This is a genomic window from Streptomyces canus (genome assembly GCF_030815415.1).
In the GTDB taxonomy this organism is placed as follows: Bacteria; Actinomycetota; Actinomycetes; order Streptomycetales; family Streptomycetaceae; genus Streptomyces; species Streptomyces canus_F.
Window position 1 is genome coordinate 8,893,033 of record NZ_JAUSWW010000001.1, and the last position, 17,715, is coordinate 8,910,747.

The following is a 17,715-nucleotide window of genomic DNA, read 5'->3' on the forward strand; positions in this document are numbered from 1 at the left end:
TCTAGGGAGATGACCCGAGATGCAGACCCTGGCGCACTGGGACGGCGGGCCCGGCCCGTGGATCCTTCTCTTCCCGCTGATCTGGGCGGCCGTCGTGGTCGGCGCCGTCACCGTCCTGCGCCGCACCGGCCTGCGCGGCCGCCGTGGCCCGTGGCGCGCGACAGCCGGCACCGGCCCGTCCGGCGACTCGCCCATCGCCGTGCTCGGACGCCGATTCGCCTCCGGCGAGATCGACGAGGACGAGTACTGGCGCCGGCTGTCCGTCCTGGACGAGCAGTTCGGCCGCATGGGCAAGGGCGGTGCGGTATGACGACCACGACCGCCGTCCGGTCGGCCGCCCGGGTGGTCGACGCCGTGAAGGTCTACGGCACCGGCGACACCAGCGTGAGGGCCCTGGACGGGGTGAGCGTCGACTTCCCGGCCGGCCGCTTCACCGCGATCATGGGGCCCTCGGGCTCCGGCAAGTCCACCCTGATGCACTGCGCGGCCGGTCTCGACACGCTCACCTCGGGCACCGCCCACATCGGCGACACCGAACTGGGCTCCCTCGACGACCGCCGCCTCACCCTGCTGCGCCGCGACCGTGTGGGCTTCGTGTTCCAGGCGTACAACCTGGTGCCCACCCTGACCGTCGAGGAGAACATCACCCTCCCCCTCGACCTGGCGGGCGGCAAGGGTGACCGCGAGTGGATCGACGCACTCGTCGACGTCGTCGGCCTGCGCGACCGCCTCCACCACCGCCCCTCCGAACTCTCCGGCGGCCAGCAGCAACGCGTCGCCGTGGCAAGGGCGTTCGCAGGCCGGCCGGACGTCGTCTTCGCCGACGAACCGACCGGCAACCTGGACTCCCGCTCCGGCGGCGAGGTCCTCGGCCTCCTCGGCCGTGCCGTACGCCGGACGTCCCGCACGGTCGTCATGGTCACCCACGACCCCGTGGCCGCCGCCCACGCCGACGAGGTCGTCTTCCTCGCGGACGGGCGCCTGGTCGACCGTATGACCGCACCGACCGCCGACAAGGTCCTGGACCGCATGAAGGCCTTCGACACCACCTCACCCCCCGGAGGACCGTCATGAACGCCTCCGTCCGCCTGAGCGTGTCCTCCCTGCGCGCGCACAGGCGCCGCTTCGCCGGAACCTTCCTCGCGGTGTTCCTCGGCGTCGCCTTCCTGGCCGGGACGCTCGTCATGGGCGACACCCTGCGCGCCGGCTTCGACACGATGTTCGGCAGGGCGACCAGCGGCACGGACGCCGTGGTCCGCAGCGCCGACGCCATCACCACACCGGGCGAGAGCGAGGGCGTACGCCAACCCGTCGCCACCGACCTGGTGAAGACCGTCGAACGCGTTCCCGGCGTGGCCGCCGCCGCCCCCAGCATCCAGGGCGCGGGCCAGCTGGTCGGCGCGAACGGCGACCCCATCGGCGGCCAGGGTCCGCCCACCCTCGCGGGCAACTGGATCGCCGATCCCGAGCTGAACGCCTACCAGCTCGCCGAGGGCCGTGCCCCCGCCACGTCGGGCGAGGTCGTCATCGACCGGGGCACCGCCAAGCGCGGCGACCTGAACATCGGCGACACGACGACTCTCCGGACGCCGGACCCGGTCGAGGTGAGGATCGTCGGTCTGGCGACCTTCGGCGGCGAGGACGGCATGGCCCAGGTGACGTTCACCGGCATGAGGCAGGCCGACGCCGAGAAGTACCTCACCGCACGGCCCGGCGAGGCGGCCACCATCCAGGTGCGCGCCGGTCCCGGCGTCAGCCAGCAGGAGCTCGTCGACCGGCTGACTCCCGTGCTGCCCAAGGGAGTCGAGGCGATCACCGGCCAGAAGTCGGCCGAGGAGAACACCGAGATGATCTCCAGCCAGTTCCTGACCATCTTCACCCTCTTCCTCCTCGTCTTCTCCGGCGTCGCCCTGCTGGTGGCGACCTTCTCCATCCACAACACCTTCGCGATCGTCGTCGCCCAACGCACCCGCGAGAACGCCCTGTTGCGCGCCCTGGGCGCCTCCCGCCGCCAGGTCACCGCGTCGACCCTCGTGGAGGCGACCGCGGTCGCGGTGACGGCCTCGCTCGCGGGCCTGGCGGGAGGCATCGGCATCGCCGCGGGTCTTCAGATCTTGTTCCCGGCGATCGGATTCCCGTTCCCCGAGGGCGACTTGGTGGTCAGCGCGCTGTCCATGCTGCTGCCGCTCGCGGTCGGCACCGTGGTCTGCCTCGGCTCCGCGCTCCTGCCCGCCGTACGGGCGGGCCGCACCGCCCCGATGGCGGCACTGCGAGAAACCGCCGTCGACACCTCGGGCGCCTCCCGCGTGCGCGCCGTCACGGGAACGGGCCTTGCCGCCCTCGCCCTCGGCGTGACGATCAGCGGTGTCCTCGTCTCCCCGTCGCTCTGGCTCGCGGGCACCGGTGCCGTCCTGGCCCTGGCCTCGTTCGTGGTCCTCGGCCCGGTCGCCTCCACCACAGCGGTGCGCGTCCTCGGCGGCCCCCTCGACCGACTGCGCGGAGTCACCGGGGGCCTCGCCCGCCGCAACGCCTTGCGCAGCCCCAAGCGCACGGCCGCCACCGCCAGTGCCCTGATGATCGGCGTCGCGGTCGTCTCCCTGTTCACCGTGTTCGCCGCGTCCCTGAAGGCGACCATGGACCAGACCGTCTCCCGCTCCTTCGCGGGCGACATCGCGGTGAGCACCCCGGCCTTCGGCGCGGGCGGCAGCGGCCTGAGCCCTCGTCTGGCCGGCGCGGTCGACCAGCTGCCCGAGGTGGACACGGCCGTCGGACTCGGCCGCGGAGTCGCCGAAGTCGACGGCAAGGGAAGGGCGTTGACCGTCACCGACCCCCTGGCGCTGGAGCGCACCTTCGACCTGGGCACGGTCAAGGGGTCTCTGAGTGGTCTCGGCACGGACGGCATCGCCATCACCGAGAGCGAGGCCGACAAGCAGGGGCTGAAGACCGGCGACACGACCCGACTGACCTTCACGGACGGCATGAGTGAGACGTTCACGGTCCGTGCCGTCTACGGCCGGTCCGAACTCGCGGGGGAGTACGTCATCACCCGCGCGGCCTGGGAACCGCACCGCACCCAGGACGCCGACTCCCTCGTCGCCGTGTCGTTCAAGGACGGCGTGAGCACGGACACCGGCAAGGCCGCGGTGGAGAAGGTGGCCGAGCGCTACGGCAACCCCGAGGTGCAGACCCGGGACGAGTACGCGCAGTCATCGGCGGGCGGCATCGACATGATGCTCACCCTGGTCTACGCCCTGCTGGCGCTGGCGGTCCTCATCGCGCTCCTCGGCATCGCGAACACCCTGACCCTGGCGATCCACGAACGCACCCGGGAACTGGGCCTGCTGCGGGCGGTCGGCCAGACCCGCTCCCAACTGCGGGCCATGGTCCGCTGGGAGTCGGTCCTGGTGGCCGCGTTCGGCACGGTCGGGGGACTGGTGCTCGGCGGCTTCCTCGGCTGGGTCCTGGTCAAGGCCTCCGACGGCGCGAGCGACAGCGACTTCGCCTTCGCGATGCCGCCGCTGCAACTCGCGATCGTGGCCCTGGTGGGCCTGGCGGCGGGCGCCTTGGCGGGCCTGCGTCCGGCCCGCCGCGCGGCACGCCTGGACGTACTGCGGGCGATCGCCACCGAGTGAGACAGGGGCCGCCACAGGATGTCACCGCCCGGTCAGCCGACAACGGCCGACCGGGCGGGAGCATGTTCGGTCCTCAGGGCGTCGACCTCGGCGAACACCCGAGGTGTCTTCTCCGCGGGACGCCGCGGCGGACGCCCCGCCCCGGCTTTCACAACGGCGGGAGCGGACAGCGCGAACCACACGACCTTGCCCGCCTCCCCGTCCGACCGCACGCCCCAGCTCTCACTGAAGGCGGCCACCATGGCGAGCCCTCGCCCACGGGTGGCGAGCGTCTCGGCTTCCAGGAGGTCGTCGGGCACGTCCTCCACGACCGGCAGACGCGGGTCGTGATCATGCACCGAGACCATGAGCCGGTCGAGGACCAGCTCGATCTCCACGGTGCACATCTTGTCGGGCTCGGCGTGCCGGTGGACGTTGGTCAAGAGCTCCGTCACACCGAGCGCCGCCCGGTCTATGAGGGGGTCGAGATGCCAGTAGCGCAACTGCGCAGAGACGATTCTGCGGACCTGGCCGATCCGCGACGGCAGGGCTTGGAGCTCCACCGTGCAGTGCCTGCTTGGGTGACTGATCACGGCTGCGACTCCCCGACTGAAGAGGTCCGGAAGAACACGGAGTTCGGATCGATCCAGCAAGGCGCCTGGTGAACGGCTGCCTGCTGCCATGCCCGGCGGGCTGGTTCGCAGCGTTATCGCCGGTAAACCCAGAGTGACGTGAGAACAGCGTGACTCAGGGGGTGGGGTCCCGCAACTCGCGGTGCCTCACCCGTGACGTCCCGCGGCCCTCCGTACGGCCTCGATGAACCGGCGTGCCGCGGGTGGGCCCGGCTCGCCCGGCGCTGGATCGTGATCGCCGAGGGTCAGCAGATACCGCTTGCCGTTGAGGTCGGCGAGGGCCCGGTCGTCGGCGGCGAACCAGGGCTTGGACGCCCGCACCGCCTGCACCGGCGCGCTGTCGATCTCGCTGCCGTAGCTGGTGAGCAACTCCAGCCTGCCGTCGCTGATCCGGACCTGTCCGGCCCGGGTGAGCGAACGCAGCCGCTTCCCGATCCGCACGCCCGTGGCCGTGAACTCCGGCTCCGCCATGCTCCCGCCCCCTAGTGCGCTCTCGGTGTGCCGGCCCATGATCCGGCTGGTTACGTGACCCAGTGTGCGCCCCCGTCCGGGACCGGCGCGTCCCGTTCGATGCAGTCTGCCCGCACCCGGCGTCGAGCACCAGTGCGCACGCGACCCCCGGTACGCAAGCCCGGAGCACTCGTCCGAATGCGCCCCCATGGTCTCGCGGAGCCGGCCCCCAGGGTGGCCTTTGGGGAGCTCAAAGGTGTGTTTATGCAGGTGAGAAGGGTGCGGAAGGTGCTTATGATCGATGTGTCGACAGCGCGATCCGCCGTCGGCGCGAAGCCTAAGGAGCCCCGCCGTGAGCACCCCCCAGCAGATCCGGACCGGCGCCACCCTCGACGTCGACCACAGCGACGCCGCCTACCGTGCCTGGCTGAAAGAGGCCGTACGCAAGGTCCAGGCCGATGCCAACCGCTCGGCCGACACGCACCTCCTGCGCTTCCCGCTGCCGGAGCAGTGGGGCATCGACCTGTACCTCAAGGACGAGTCGACCCACCCTACCGGCAGCCTCAAGCACCGCCTGGCCCGCTCCCTGTTCCTGTACGGCCTGTGCAATGGCTGGATCCGGCCCGGCCGCCCGGTGATCGAGGCGTCCAGCGGCTCGACGGCCGTCTCCGAGGCGTACTTCGCCGGACTGATCGGCGTGCCCTTCATCGCCGTCATGCCGCGCACGACCAGCGCCGAGAAGATCCGCCTCATCGAGTTCCACGGCGGCCGGTGCCACTTCGTGGACGACTCACGCAGGATGTACGAGGAGTCGGCCCGGCTCGCGGTGGACACCGGCGGCCACTACATGGACCAGTTCACTTACGCGGAACGGGCCACGGACTGGCGCGGCAACAACAACATCGCCGAATCCATCTTCCGCCAGCTGGAGCTGGAGCGGTTCCCGGAACCCGCGTGGATCGTCGCCACGGCCGGCACCGGCGGCACCTCGGCGACCATCGCCCGATACGTCCACTACACCCAGCGCGACACCCGCATCTGTGTCGCCGACCCGGAGAACTCCTGCTTCTTCGAGGGCTGGACCACCGGCGATCCGGACGTCACCTGCGACTGCGGCTCCCGCATCGAGGGCATCGGCCGGCCGCGCATGGAGCCGAGCTTCGTGCCCGGCGCCGTCGACCGGATGATGAAGGTCCCCGACGCCGCCAGCGTCGCCGCCGTACGGGCACTCGAACAGGCCATCGGCCGCAAGGCGGGCGGCTCGACCGGCACCGGCCTGTGGAGCGCGCTGAAGATCGTCGCCGAGATGGTGGCCGAGGGACGGCGGGGCAGCGTGGTGACACTGCTGTGCGACCCGGGGGACCGGTATCTCGACAAGTACTACTCGGACGCGTGGCTGGCCGAACAGGGGCTGGACATCCAGCCGTACGCGGCGGCGATCGAGTCGCTCCTCGAGACCGGCGTCTGGCCCTGCTGAGCGGCCTTGGTGAAGTCCAGTGCGGTACCGCGCCCCGTAAGGGGCGCGGGGAACAGCGCGACCAGCCCCCACCGGCCCGCGGGTTCATCACCGTTCTTCCAGCGGAGCGCTTAGGCGGCGATACGCCGGTCCAGTGCGGCGACCGCACCCCGGAACGCCCGCCCCAGCCCGGCACGTCCGAGCTTCGCCATGAAGCGGACCGCGGCCGTGCCGTCGAGGGCGAAGGTCCAGCGCACCAGGGTGCCCGTGCCCGAGGGGGCGAGCCGCCACTCCTCGGCGAAGGCGTGGATGCCGGGCGTGTTCGCCACGTCGACGCGGTAGGCGTACACCTCGGGCTCCTTCGCCGCGATGATCGTCTCCTGGAAGCGTCCACCGCCCCTGAGCCGGACCTCGCGCGTCGAGCCGTCGCCGGTCGGCCGGGCGAAGGTGACCGCCGAGAACCACTCCGCCCAGCCCGGCACATCGTCGGCGAGGGCCCGGTAGACGGCCTCCGGGCCGGCGGACATCTCCCGGGCGAAGACCAGGCGCACGGGAGCGACCTCGATGAAGTCGAGCCCCACGGCGCGCAGTTGGTGAGCCACGGTCACACCCCCCAGGCGACGGCAGAGGGGTGACACCCTAACTGACAGCCAGTCAGCTGTCTGCGACCCCACCGGGCTCACCGGCCACCACCAGCCGCCGCAGATGCTCGGCGACCTCCTCGCGCGCCGCCGTCGGCAGCCCCGCGTCCGTCACCAGCGTGTCGACCTGCTCCAGCGCCGCGAACGAACTCAGGCCCACCGTGCCCCACTTGGTGTGGTCGGCGACCACCACGACCCGTCGCGCCGACTGCACCAGACGGCGGTTGGTCTCCGCCTCGGCGAGGTTCGGCGTGGACAGACCGGCCTCGACCGATATCCCGTGGACCCCGAGGAACAGCACGTCGAAGTGGAGCGCCGCGATCGCCTGGTCGGCCACCGGGCCCACCAGCGAGTCGGACGGCGTCCGCACACCGCCGGTCAGCACGACCGTGGCCGCACCCTGGCGGGGGCCCGTGGTGCGCTGAGCCGCGTGGAAGACGTCGGCCACCCGCACCGAGTTGGTGACGACCGTGAGGTCCGGCACGTCGAGCAGATGGTGGGCGAGCGCGTACGTCGTCGTACCGCCCGAAAGAGCGATCGCGGAGCCCGGCGCCACCAGTTCGGCCGCCGCTCGCGCGATGTCCTCCTTGGCGGTCAGCTCCAGGCCCGACTTGGCCTCGAAGCCCGGCTCGTGCGTGCTCGCCTCGACCACGGGGACCGCGCCGCCGTGCACCTTCTCCAGAACACCCTGGCGGGCGAGCGCGTCGAGATCACGACGCACGGTCATGTCCGACACGCCGAGCTTGCGGGTCAGCTCGTTGACCCGGACGCCGCCGCGACGCCGGACCTCGTCCAGGATGAGCGCGCGCCGCTGCTCCGCGAGGAGGTTCTGATTCTCGCTCACGTACGCTCCGGTCCTTTCGCCTCAACCCGTCCGACACGCCCCGCACACCGGCTCCGACGAGGACATTCTCGCCGCTCCCGGTGCAGGGACGCCCCATCCTCGCACGGCACGGTACCGGTCGTGCCACCGACCGTCACGACGCGCGCATGTCACTTCGGCCTTATCCTCCGTCCCGACCGTCACACGGAACGGGGAGATTCCGTGACGAGAGGTGTAGGGCGCGGCCTCAGCGGAGATCCTTGAGGCCGCACCGACATATGCGGACGGCGCGTCACGGGGGAAGAGCGAAACAGTGGAACATGCGCAGGAACGTGCCTCGACGGGCGGGCCGGAGGGCTTCGCACTGGAGCTGCTGGTCCACGGGGTGGGCGGTACGACGCCCGAGAAGATGCTCGACGATCCGCGGACGGTACGGATCACCGGCGACGACACGGCGGCCGTGTTCCGGCGCGCCGAGGACGCCGAGGCCGACACCGGACCCGGCAACCAACGGCGCGAGCCGGTGCCCGAGGCGTACGTCTGGTGCAACCTCACCTCCGGCAACGCCTCGCGCGCCCTGTGGCTGCTGCTGCTCCCGTTCATGGTGGTCAACCTCGCCCACTGGATGCGCCCCGCCGCCCGCGGCCGCACCCGCACGGTCCGTCTGTACGGGCTGCTGGTGCGACTGGCGGGACTGTCCCTGACGGTGCTGCTGGTCGCGGCCGTCTGCGAGGTGGCCCTCGACCTCACGGCATGGCAGTGCGCGGGCACACGCGCGTGTGCCGACCGGCACTCCTGGCTGGGCTTCCTGTCGCCGACCGTCTCCGACGGCGGCTGGTGGAGCCGCCCCGGCCGCAGACTCGCCCTCGCCGCCCTGCTCCCCGCCGTGCTCACCTGCCTGCTGTGGTACCTGTCCCACCGCACCTGGAACGCCTACGAGTCGCAGGCGCCGATGTCCCGCCCGGCCGAGCCCGACGAGGACACGGCCCGCACCGCCCTCGGCCGCCCCGGCTTCTGGTACGGACGCCGACTGGTGGCCCGGCTGCGCGCCGCCCACACCGCCGCGGCCCTGCTCACGGTCGCCGCGGCCGTCGGCTCCGCGGCGGCCCGCTTCGACCGCCGTCCCGACGGACCCGCCCTGCTCGACGCGGTGGGTCGGCTCCTGATGGTGGCACTGGCCGGCGGCGCGGTCATGGTCGTCTGGGTGGTCTGCCGCCGCGGCCGCAGCGAGAACCGCCTCGACCGGGAGCTCGACGAGCACCTCGTACGACGTCTGCCGCTCGCCGCGCTCGGCCTGCTCGCCCTGACCATGCTGTACGCCGGCTGGGAGCGCCCGGGATGGGAGTCGCGGGGGCGGCTGCCGGGCGACGCCACCTTCGGCACCATCGCCCTGGTCCAGGGACTGATCGTGATCGTCATGGCCGTCGTGGCGCACACCCTGCACCGCACCCACCCCGACCCGCGTGCCGCCATGCGCGGCCTGGGCGGGCCCGCCGTCGCGATGCTCGCCTGCGCCCTCGGCGGGGTGATGTCCGGCGGAGTGTCGCAGCGCGTGGCCGACTGGCTGGACGGCACCGGAACCACCATCACCGGGCCACCCGTCCTGCTGACCTGGCAGGCGTCCGTGATCCCACCGCTCCTCGTCGTCCTGCTGGTGCTGTGCGGCTGGCTGGGACGGCGCACCTGGCAGCTGCGCCGCACCGAGCTGGCCGCCGTGGACAGCGACTACCCGGACAAGCCCAAGGACCGGGCCCGCACCCGGCGTATCGCCAACGCCCGCGCGCTGGCCGCACTGACCGACCGGGCCCCGCTGATCGTCGCCGTCACCTCCGCCGCCACCCTGCTCCTGGGCGCCGGCGCACTGGTGGGCGCCCTCGCCACCGGCAGGACACCCGGCGAGGCGGCGGACAGGACGTACGCGTTCGTCCAGGGCGCCGCCGAGACCGCGCAGGCGCTGGGCTCCTGGCTGATCGGATTCGGCTTCATACTGTTCGTCACCTGGGGTCGGCGCGCTTACAAGGACGCCTCCGCACGCCGCACCATCGGCATCCTGTGGGACGTCGGCACGTTCTGGCCGCGCGCCGCCCACCCCTTCTCGCCGCCCTGCTACGCCGAGCGCGCGGTGCCCGATCTGACCTGGCGGATAGCCACCTGGACCCGCGCCACCGGCGGCCGTCTGGTGATCTCGGGACACTCCCAGGGCAGCGTCCTCGCCGCCGCGGCGGCCTGGCAGCTGACGCCGGCCGACCGCAGGCGGGTCGCGCTCCTGACGTACGGCTCACCGCTCGAGCGGCTCTACGGCCGCTGGTTCCCGGCCCACTTCGGGCCGGCCGCGCTCAGCGCCCTGCACCACGACGTCGCCTGCTGGCGCAACCTGTACCGGCCCACCGACCCCATCGGCGGCCCGGTCCGGCTGTCCGGCGAATGCGGCCCCGAGGTCGACCACGAACCCCTCGAGGACCCGCTGGCCTATGGCCGCACCGAGCAGCACCCGCTGCCCACACCGATCCTGGGCCACTCCGACTACCAGGCCGACCCCGGCTTCGCGCAGGAGCGGACGAAGCTGCTGGCCCGGCTGCGTCCGGACGTACCGGCGCAGCGGTAGCCGCTCAGGTCAGCCGAGGTCCGGCAGATCCTCCGCGTACAGCAGCGTCAGATCGTCCGTGCTGGGCTCCGCGAACTGGGCGACGCGGCTCGCGTGCCGCTCGACCATGGCCTCGAAGGTCCGGCGGGCGGTGCGGCCGTTGCCGAAGGCGGGGCCCTTGGGGATCGCCGTGAAGTACTTGAGGAGAGCCTCCGGCGCGCCCGACGCCAGTCGGTACTCGTGCTCGTCGGCCTGCTGTTCCACGATCCGCAGCAGTTCGTCGGGGGTGTAGTCGCCGAAGGTGATGGTCCGTGAGAAGCGGGACGCCACACCGGGGTTGACCGAAAGGAACCGCTCCATCTCGGCCGTGTAGCCCGCGACGATCACCACGACCGCGTCCCGGTGGTCCTCCATGAGCTTCACCAGGGTGTCGATGGCCTCCTTGCCGAAGTCGCGGCCGGAGTCCTCGGGGGAGAGCGCGTACGCCTCGTCGATGAACAGCACACCGCCGCGCGCCTTGTCGAAGGCCTCCTGGGTGCGGATCGCGGTGGAGCCGATGTGCTCGCCGACCAGGTCGACGCGGGACACCTCGACGAGATGTCCCTTCTCCAGGACACCGAGGGAGGCGAGGATCTCGCCGTAGAGGCGGGCGACCGTCGTCTTGCCGGTTCCGGGGGAGCCGGTGAAGACCAGGTGGCGTTTGACCGAGGCCGCCTTGAGGCCGGCCTCCCGGCGGCGCCGGCCGACCTCGATCATGTCGGTGAGGGCCCGCACCTCGCGCTTGACGCTGTCCAGGCCCACCAGGGCGTCGAGTTCACCCATGACGGCCTGGGAGGTGCGCGCGGGCTGCTCCGGCCCGGCGGGGGCGGCAGGCTGCTCCGGCTCGGTGATGCGCTGCCCGGGGATCGCGCCGAGCAGACCGGGGGACTGGCTCGCCGTCTGCACGACGGGCTCCGGGTCGGCCGACGGGCGCAGCCCCGCACTCTCGTCGCTCGTGCAGTCCTCGACGACCGGGCCGACGCCGGATCCCGTGTCCGGGCCGGCATCCGCGAACTCGTAACCGCCCCGTGCGCACCGCTCCGTGCGGCACTTCTTGAGCGTCGTACGGGAGCCGTCGATCACATGGAAGCCATAGCCGCCGCTGCCGGTGACCCGGCAGTTCAGGAAGCTGCCCCGGCCGCCCGCCGACACGTAGAAGCCTGCCTCGGCGGGGGAGTCGACCGTGCACCGCTCGATCGTCGGGTCGGCGCCCTTGGTGACGATCACGCCGGTCTGGGTGCCGTCCACCGTGCAGTTGTTGAGGGTGCCGCCGCTGCCGTGGTCCCGGAACCAGGCGCCGGTGGCCGCGTCCCGGATACGGCAGTCGTCGAGCTGTGCGGTGGCTCCGTCGCTCACCGACACCGCGGTGTTGCGCACCTGGGAGAGGTCGCTGTCGACGACGTCCGCGCGGGAGCCGCGGTCCAGGACGAACAGCGCGTCCGGCACGTCGTGCACCCGGCACGAGTCCAGCACCACGGTCGCCCCGTCGCTCACCCACACCGCGGGATAGTCGCCGGTGCTGTCGAAGATCTCGCACTGGTTGGCGTCCACGCGCGTGCCCGGATCCCACACCGACAGGCCGTTGCGTCCGAACCGGCGCACCGTCGTGCGGGTGAGGGTGAGGACGGCACGCGACCTGAGGTCCACCGCGTTCTCGGGGATGTCGTGGATGCTGCAGTCGGCCAGGGTCAGCACGGCGTCCGTGTCGAGCGTGACGCCGTCCCCGGTGGTGCGGTGCACATCGCAGTCGGTGAGGTGTGCGGTGGCCTTGCCGGTGATCTGCACGCCGCTGCCACGGACCTCGTAGACCTCGCAACCCACCGCTTCCAGCGCGGAGTTCTCACCGGTCACCGACAGGCCCACACCCGACGCGTGATGCACCCGGCAGCGTTCGAGGCGCGGGTGGGCCCCGCCGCGGACCGCGACGCCCGCCTGGCCGGCCGCCACGACCTCGCACTCCTCGAACACGCCGCCCCCGTCGTCGAGTACGGCGATGCCGATGCCGGCCGGGTTGTCGACGGTGCAGCGCCGCACGGTGGGCCGGGCGCCGCCGCGCACCTCTATCCCGGCCGCGGACCGGGTGACGATCCGGATGTCCGTCAGCTCCGGGGTGCCCTCCTCGACGAGCAGCGCGGGCGCTGCCGCGTCCTGGCCCTCCACATGCAGGTCCTGGACCACCGCCGAGGCGCGCACGGTCAGCGGCACCCCGTCGAGGGGCGCGATGCGCACCGAGCCGGGGGAGCCCTCGGGCCCGCGCAGGGTCACCGCCCGCTGCACGACGAGGTTCTCCCGGTAGGTGCCGGGGGCGACAGTGAGGATGTCGCCGTCGGCCGCGGCCTCCAGGGCGGCGGCGAGCGATGCGTACTCACCCGTGCGGCGCCGCCACCGCGAGGTACCGGTGTGCGTCACCTGGACCGTGCCCTGTGCCATGGCGTTGCCGTGCCCCCACTGTGCGGTACTCATGGCTCGCGGGCCGTCGGGACACCGGTACCGACGTCAACTGCCGGACACCGGCACGTCCCTGCGGCTCGCTCGCTCGCGGGTTCGTGCTGCCGAAGAAGTTCGGCCGGTCCACCGTAGCGTGCGCGCAGGCGGTGGGTTGACCAGAGAGGGAAGGCTGTCAGCTGCCGGTGCCGGTCCTGCCCCAGTCCGGGCCCACCCGCTCCCAGGCCTGGTCCCAACGGGCGTACCGGCGACGGACCATGCGCCAGACGATCAGTCGGCGGGCACTCTCGACGAGTCCGATGCCGAGCAGGGCCGCACCGAACCCGGCGAGGACGGCATGGGTCGTGGCGGTCGCGGAGTCCAGCGGCCGGGCCACTATGTGGCCCTGGGCGTCCGTCCAGATCGTGAAGTGGTCGCCCCGGTGCGGGTCCTTGAGGTTCGCCAGCACCGGGCCGTGCTGTGCGGTGCCGTCCGGCGCGGTCCAGTCGGCGAGGACGCGGGTGCGCATCTCCCGCCCGGTGGAGGTCTCGGGGTCGGCGTCCAGCGGGGACCGGTCCAGCTTGCGGGCCACGGTCGCCGTCACCACATGACGGGTGCCGCGCTGGTCGCGCACCGAATCCTGGAGGGAGTCCTGGGCGATCCCGCCCACGACGACGCCGGCCACCGGCGCGACGACCAGGATGAGCAGCAGGGCCGCGAGGGCGACCCAGGCCTCGGCCAGATCGGTCGCACGGCGCAGCGGATTGCGCCGCCAGCGCCAGAGTCCGCTCATCGCTCGCACTGTCCGCACCCCCTTCCCGCTCCGTGATAACCCCTGGCGGAGATGTTCACGCGCAGGCCCGGTCAAAGAGAGAGCGAAATCACCGGCCGGACCTCTCATGAACTTCTCACGATTATCAACGCGCGGTCCCCCGCGGTGGGTTCCCGCACATCAGGCGTCGAGCGGGTCTCTACCGATCGAGGATCGTGACGGGGTCGCCGACGCGGATCGTGCCACGGGACCGGGCCACCAGGTTCTGCCCGAAGACCAGCTTTCCGCCCAGGCGACGGTGGCGTCCCAGGGTGTGCAGAGGTTCCCTGCCGCGGGCGGCGGTGGACTGGTCGGTGGTGGTCACGACACACCGCCCACAGGTCTTGGCGACCCGGAAGACGACCTCGCCGATCGCGAGCCGCGACCAGTCGTCCTCGGCCCAGGCGTCGGTGCCCGACACGACCACGTTGGGCCGGAACCGGTCCATGGGCAGCGGACCCTCGTCGGCATGATCACCCTGCGCGATCAGGGAGTTCAGGGCGTCGAGCGAGGCCGTCGTGGTGAGCAGCAGGGGAAAGCCGTCGGCGAAGGAGACGGTCTCTCCGTCGAGCGCGTACTCCGGATCGACGGGCCGGCGCGTGGCGGGATCGTCCATGTGCACCAGACGGACATCCGCGCCGAGATAGTCGCTGCACCAGGCGTGCGCGGCCGCGTCCTCGGCGGGCACCGCCTCCACCTTGTCCCGGAAGATCGTCACCGGCACGGTGCCGACCGGGCGCGGTACGGGGACCTCCAGCGGCTCCATGCCGGGCGCGGACAGCCGGACGCCGCCGCCGGGCAGCAGCTCGGCGGCGGCAAGCGCGACACGCGGCTCCCGGCGTTGCGAGACGACCTTTCCCCCGTCGTCGATCAGCGCCCAGCGCCTGTCCCCGGCCAGCCCCCAGGGCTCCACGTCGGCCTTCCCGGGCGCGAGGCCCCGGAACGCCTTGACCGGATGGACATGAATCGACTGAAGCCGCGCATTACCCATGAACCCATCGTGCCAGCAGACAGGGCAGGTCCAGGGGGCGGCTCAGTAACCGCGGTACTGCTGGTTGTTGTACGGGTCCTGATACGGAGCCGGAGCGGGGCGGGGAGCCGCGGGGCGCATCGCCTCGTAGCCCATGCCCTGCGCCGCCGCCGGACGGGGCTGCTGTGGCTGCGGACCGGGATAGCCGCGCGGGGCGCCGGCCTGCTGCGGGATGTACGCGGCGGGCGCCTGTTGCAGCGGAGCCGGCTGCTGCGCCTGCGGGTAGCCGTAGGAGGGCTGGGAGGGACCCGCCGGGAGGGCGGGCAGTGCCGACGGCAGCGCGGGCAGATTGCTGCTGCTCGGCATGGCGTACTCGGCAGGGACCCGGATCGGGGCGATCTGCGGGGTACCCCGCTCGGCCACGAGCGAGTCGTAGATCGGAGTGTCCGGGAAGGAGGCGGAGTAGTAGCCGCCGCCATAAGTGGAGCGGGGGGAGGTCATGGCACATAAGTTAAGCCCACGATGTGCTGGTTGGGGAGACCGATAAGAGGGTTGTTTTCCGTGTCGGCAGTGACGTCGGATCCCCAATGCGAGCGAAGGTGGGGAAAAGGGGCAGCGGCAGGGGCTCGGATCCTGTAAAGGCCGAGTTCCGAGCGGGTTACCGAGGGTTGGCGGGCGATCTCCCTGTACACCGGATGGACTTCGCTGTCGCGGGGAATAGGTTGGCCCTGTGGAGAACGATGGGCTGCCGGGACATGCCTGGCACGGTGACACGTGATGGGGGCGGACATGTCGATGTCGAAAGGGTCCAATGCTCCGGTGCCGACGACGGCACTGCGGGTCGAACTGGGCTGGAGTTCCGGACCGGGCGTACCCGACGCGGATGCGTCGGCGCTGCTCCTGGTCGGCGGAAAGGTCCGTTCCGACGGTGACTTCGTCTTCTACAACCAGCCGGCGCACACTTCCGGCGCGGTCCGTCACGAGGGCAAGCAGAACGCCGGTGGCCGGGTGGTCGACACCCTTCTCGTCGACCTCGCGCGCGTGGAGCCCGCCGTCGAGACGGTGGTCCTGGCCGCCTCCAGCGACGGCGGGTCGTTCGGACAGGTGCCCGGCCTCTACATCGAGGTCAAGGACGCCGCCCAGGGCGCGGTGATCGCCCGCTTCGACAGTACCGGCGCCAGCGTCGAAACCGCTTTCGTCCTCGGCGAGTTCTACCGCCGCCAGGGCAACTGGAAGTTCCGTGCCGTCGGCCAGGGCTACAGCAGCGGGCTGGAAGGGCTGGCCACGGATTTCGGCATCACCGTGGACGAACCGCAGCAGTCCGCCCCGCCCGCACCGGTGGCCCCCGCGGTCACCGCCCCGCCCGTCACCGCCCCGCCGGTGACCGCCCCGCCTGCGCCGGCCGCCCCTCCGGCACCTCCGGCGCAACCGGTCCGCCTCACCAAGGTCACGCTCACCAAGGCGTCCCCGTCGGTCTCACTGACCAAGCAGGGCGGCACCTCGGGCGCGATGCGCGTGAACCTCAACTGGGAGGTCCGCAAGCAGTTCTCGGGCTGGGCGAGCAAGCTGGGCCGCCCGGTCGCGACGCACAACGACCTCGACCTGGACCTGTGCGCCCTGTACGAGCTCACCGACGGCAGCAAGGGCGTCGTCCAGGCCCTCGGCAACGCCTTCGGCGCGCTGCACCAGCCGCCGTTCATCCACCTCGACGGCGACGACCGCACCGGCGCCGTCGCGAGCGGCGAGAACCTCACCGTCAACCTCGACCACAAGCAGGCCTTCCGGCGCATCCTCGTCTTCGTCACGATCTACGAGGGCGCGCGCTCCTTCGCCGACCTGCACGCCACCGTGACCCTCCAGCCGCAGTTCGGCGCCGCGATCGACTTCTCCCTCGACGAGTGCACCGTCCCCTCGACGGTCTGCGCGCTCGCCCTGATCACCAACACCGGCTCCGACCTCGTCGTCCAGCGCGAAGCCCGCTACCTGGTGCCCGAGCGCGGAGTGAGCCCCCAGCGGACCGTCGACTACGCCTACGGCTGGGGCATGAACTGGACCCCCGGCCGCAAGTAGCGGGTCAGCCCTCGTCGGGCACCGCGTTCGGACGTGCGTAGGTGCGGCCCTTCCAGGCCGCACCGCGCCCCCGGTAGTGCTGGACGGCCGAGTCGAGCGTCATCAGGAGGTAGAGGAACGCCGTGAACGGCAGCAGGGGAGCGAGCCACAGGGGCTGCCGGTAGTAGCGGAGCATCGGGACGTACGTCCCCGTCATCACCAGCCACGCCAGCCCACCGAGGACCACGGCCGCCGTACTCCCCGCGACGAGCCCCGCCACCAGGGCCACGGGCGGCACCAGGTAGACCAGCGCGAGCCCGGCCACCGTTCCGGCCAGCAGCGAAAGGCGGTGCCGCAACTGCGCGTACGCGCTGCGCGAGACCATGCGCCACAGGTCGTGCAGCCGCGGATACGGCCGGACGCTGTCCACCCGCTCGGCCAGCCCCAGCCAGATGTGACCGCCCCCGCCCTTGACCGCGCGCGCGAGCGCCACGTCGTCGATGACGGCGTGCCGGATCGCGTCCGGGATCCGCGCCCGCTCGGCGCTCTCCGTGCGCAGCAGTACGCAGCCGCCCGCGGCCGCCGCCGTCCGGGACCCCTTCTTCCCGATACGGCGGAAGGGGTAGAGCTGGGCGAAGAAGTAGACGAAGGCCGGCACGACCAGCCGCTCCCACAGGCTCTCCACCCGCAGCCGGGCCATCTGCGACACGACGTCGAAGCCGCCGGTGCGCGCCGCCGCGACCAAGGCGCGCAGACTGTCCGGCTCGTGCGCGATGTCCGCGTCCGTGAGCAGCAGGTACTCGGGGTCACGCGCGCGTGCCAGGCCGATGCCATGACGCACCGCCCACAGCTTGCCGGTCCACCCGGCGGGCGGTTCACCGGGTGAGCCCACGGTGAGCGGCAGCCCGCCGTACCGTCGCGACAGTTCCCGGGCCAGCTCCGCGGTGCCGTCCGAGCTGCCGTCGTCGACGAGGAAGACCTCGGCCGTCCCGGGGTAGTCCTGGGCCAGCAGCGACGGGAGACTGGCGGACAGGACGGCGGCCTCGTCGCGCGCGGGGACGACGACGCAGACGGACGGCCACTCGTCGGGTTCCCGCCGCTTGGGCAGTCTGACGTCCGTACGCCAGAAGAAGCCCCGGCAGAGCAACAGCCACAGCCAGACGGCGAGGGAAGCGGCGGCGGTCCACGTCATGGCACTCACTGGCGCAGTGTCCCCCACCGGACC

General features: G+C 72.0%; 15 protein-coding genes. 6 read left to right on the forward strand and 9 right to left on the reverse strand.

What is annotated here, in order from left to right; translation table 11 throughout:
- The first annotated feature begins 19 nt into the window (after window positions 1-19).
- The 3 genes from QF037_RS41155 to QF037_RS41165 are packed head-to-tail and all read left to right on the forward strand — an operon-like array spanning window position 20 to window position 3,632.
- The gene (locus QF037_RS41155; protein WP_307034307.1) at window positions 20-310 is read left to right on the forward strand and encodes an SHOCT domain-containing protein; all 291 of its coding nucleotides are present in this window, start codon (window positions 20-22) and stop codon (window positions 308-310) included.
- Window positions 307-1,074 carry an ABC transporter ATP-binding protein gene (locus QF037_RS41160; RefSeq protein WP_307034309.1) on the forward strand — a complete coding sequence of 256 codons (768 nt, stop codon included), beginning with the start codon at window positions 307-309 and terminating at the stop codon, window positions 1,072-1,074. Before QF037_RS41155 ends, QF037_RS41160 begins: the two co-directional genes overlap by 4 nt.
- Window positions 1,071-3,632 (forward strand): ABC transporter permease, encoded by a 2,562-nt coding sequence (locus QF037_RS41165; protein ID WP_307034311.1) that lies wholly within the window; start codon window positions 1,071-1,073, stop codon window positions 3,630-3,632. The genes QF037_RS41160 and QF037_RS41165 overlap by 4 nt, the downstream gene beginning before the upstream one ends.
- Before the next feature lie 32 nt (window positions 3,633-3,664).
- Here the strand turns inward: QF037_RS41165 and QF037_RS41170 are convergent, their stop codons facing one another.
- Both QF037_RS41170 and QF037_RS41175 read right to left on the reverse strand, forming a co-directional pair.
- Window positions 3,665-4,204 carry an ATP-binding protein gene (locus QF037_RS41170; RefSeq protein WP_307034313.1) on the reverse strand — a complete coding sequence of 180 codons (540 nt, stop codon included), beginning with the start codon at window positions 4,202-4,204 and terminating at the stop codon, window positions 3,665-3,667.
- Between the two features lie 186 nt (window positions 4,205-4,390).
- Window positions 4,391-4,714 carry a hypothetical protein gene (locus QF037_RS41175; RefSeq protein ID WP_307034315.1) on the reverse strand — a complete coding sequence of 108 codons (324 nt, stop codon included), beginning with the start codon at window positions 4,712-4,714 and terminating at the stop codon, window positions 4,391-4,393.
- A 331-nt stretch (window positions 4,715-5,045) separates the two neighbouring features.
- Between QF037_RS41175 and QF037_RS41180 the strand changes: the two genes are divergently transcribed.
- Window positions 5,046-6,170 (forward strand): PLP-dependent cysteine synthase family protein, encoded by a 1,125-nt coding sequence (locus tag QF037_RS41180; RefSeq protein WP_307034317.1) that lies wholly within the window; start codon window positions 5,046-5,048, stop codon window positions 6,168-6,170.
- 110 nt (window positions 6,171-6,280) lie between these two features.
- Here the strand turns inward: QF037_RS41180 and QF037_RS41185 are convergent, their stop codons facing one another.
- Entirely contained in the window at window positions 6,281-6,751 is a 471-nt protein-coding gene (locus QF037_RS41185; protein ID WP_307037613.1) for an SRPBCC family protein, read from the reverse strand.
- Between the two features lie 52 nt (window positions 6,752-6,803).
- Window positions 6,804-7,634: a DeoR/GlpR family DNA-binding transcription regulator gene (locus QF037_RS41190; RefSeq protein WP_307034319.1), complete on the reverse strand. Its 831-nt coding sequence runs from the start codon at window positions 7,632-7,634 to the stop codon at window positions 6,804-6,806.
- A gap of 292 nt (window positions 7,635-7,926) precedes the next feature.
- On the opposite strand from QF037_RS41190, the gene QF037_RS41195 reads away from it, so the two are divergent.
- The gene (locus QF037_RS41195; protein ID WP_307034321.1) at window positions 7,927-10,218 is read left to right on the forward strand and encodes a hypothetical protein; all 2,292 of its coding nucleotides are present in this window, start codon (window positions 7,927-7,929) and stop codon (window positions 10,216-10,218) included.
- 9 nt (window positions 10,219-10,227) lie between these two features.
- Here the strand turns inward: QF037_RS41195 and QF037_RS41200 are convergent, their stop codons facing one another.
- The 4 genes from QF037_RS41200 to QF037_RS41215 all read right to left on the reverse strand — a co-directional run bounded on the left by QF037_RS41200 (window position 10,228) and on the right by QF037_RS41215 (window position 14,942).
- Window positions 10,228-12,666 carry a right-handed parallel beta-helix repeat-containing protein gene (locus QF037_RS41200; protein ID WP_307037616.1) on the reverse strand — a complete coding sequence of 813 codons (2,439 nt, stop codon included), beginning with the start codon at window positions 12,664-12,666 and terminating at the stop codon, window positions 10,228-10,230.
- Between the two features lie 190 nt (window positions 12,667-12,856).
- Entirely contained in the window at window positions 12,857-13,462 is a 606-nt protein-coding gene (locus tag QF037_RS41205) for an Rv1733c family protein (protein ID WP_307037618.1), read from the reverse strand.
- Window positions 13,463-13,631: 169 nt separating this feature from the next.
- Entirely contained in the window at window positions 13,632-14,462 is an 831-nt protein-coding gene (locus QF037_RS41210; RefSeq protein ID WP_307034323.1) for an MOSC domain-containing protein, read from the reverse strand.
- A gap of 42 nt (window positions 14,463-14,504) precedes the next feature.
- The gene (locus QF037_RS41215) at window positions 14,505-14,942 is read right to left on the reverse strand and encodes a DUF6643 family protein (protein ID WP_266831761.1); all 438 of its coding nucleotides are present in this window, start codon (window positions 14,940-14,942) and stop codon (window positions 14,505-14,507) included.
- A gap of 294 nt (window positions 14,943-15,236) precedes the next feature.
- On the opposite strand from QF037_RS41215, the gene QF037_RS41220 reads away from it, so the two are divergent.
- On the forward strand, window positions 15,237-16,511 hold the full coding sequence (locus QF037_RS41220; RefSeq protein ID WP_307037620.1) for a TerD family protein: 1,275 nt from the start codon (window positions 15,237-15,239) through the stop codon (window positions 16,509-16,511).
- 4 nt (window positions 16,512-16,515) lie between these two features.
- On the opposite strand, the gene QF037_RS41225 is transcribed toward QF037_RS41220, so the two are convergent.
- Window positions 16,516-17,682, reverse strand: a complete 1,167-nt coding sequence (locus QF037_RS41225; protein ID WP_307037622.1) for a glycosyltransferase — start codon at window positions 17,680-17,682, stop codon at window positions 16,516-16,518.
- Window positions 17,683-17,715: the final 33 nt, after the last annotated feature.

Bases quoted from the DNA above. Each gene is read 5' to 3' on its own strand.
- QF037_RS41225 (WP_307037622.1), bottom strand. From the start codon at position 17,682: ATGACGTGGACCGCCGCCGCTTCCCTCGCCGTCTGGCTGTGGCTGTTG.
- QF037_RS41165 (WP_307034311.1), top strand. From the start codon at position 1,071: ATGAACGCCTCCGTCCGCCTGAGCGTGTCCTCCCTGCGCGCGCACAGG.
- QF037_RS41210 (WP_307034323.1), bottom strand. From the start codon at position 14,462: ATGGGTAATGCGCGGCTTCAGTCGATTCATGTCCATCCGGTCAAGGCG.
- QF037_RS41175 (WP_307034315.1), bottom strand. From the start codon at position 4,714: ATGGCGGAGCCGGAGTTCACGGCCACGGGCGTGCGGATCGGGAAGCGG.
- QF037_RS41160 (WP_307034309.1), top strand. From the start codon at position 307: ATGACGACCACGACCGCCGTCCGGTCGGCCGCCCGGGTGGTCGACGCC.
- QF037_RS41220 (WP_307037620.1), top strand. From the start codon at position 15,237: ATGTCGAAAGGGTCCAATGCTCCGGTGCCGACGACGGCACTGCGGGTC.
- QF037_RS41200 (WP_307037616.1), bottom strand. From the start codon at position 12,666: ATGGCACAGGGCACGGTCCAGGTGACGCACACCGGTACCTCGCGGTGG.
- QF037_RS41215 (WP_266831761.1), bottom strand. From the start codon at position 14,942: ATGACCTCCCCCCGCTCCACTTATGGCGGCGGCTACTACTCCGCCTCC.
- QF037_RS41155 (WP_307034307.1), top strand. From the start codon at position 20: ATGCAGACCCTGGCGCACTGGGACGGCGGGCCCGGCCCGTGGATCCTT.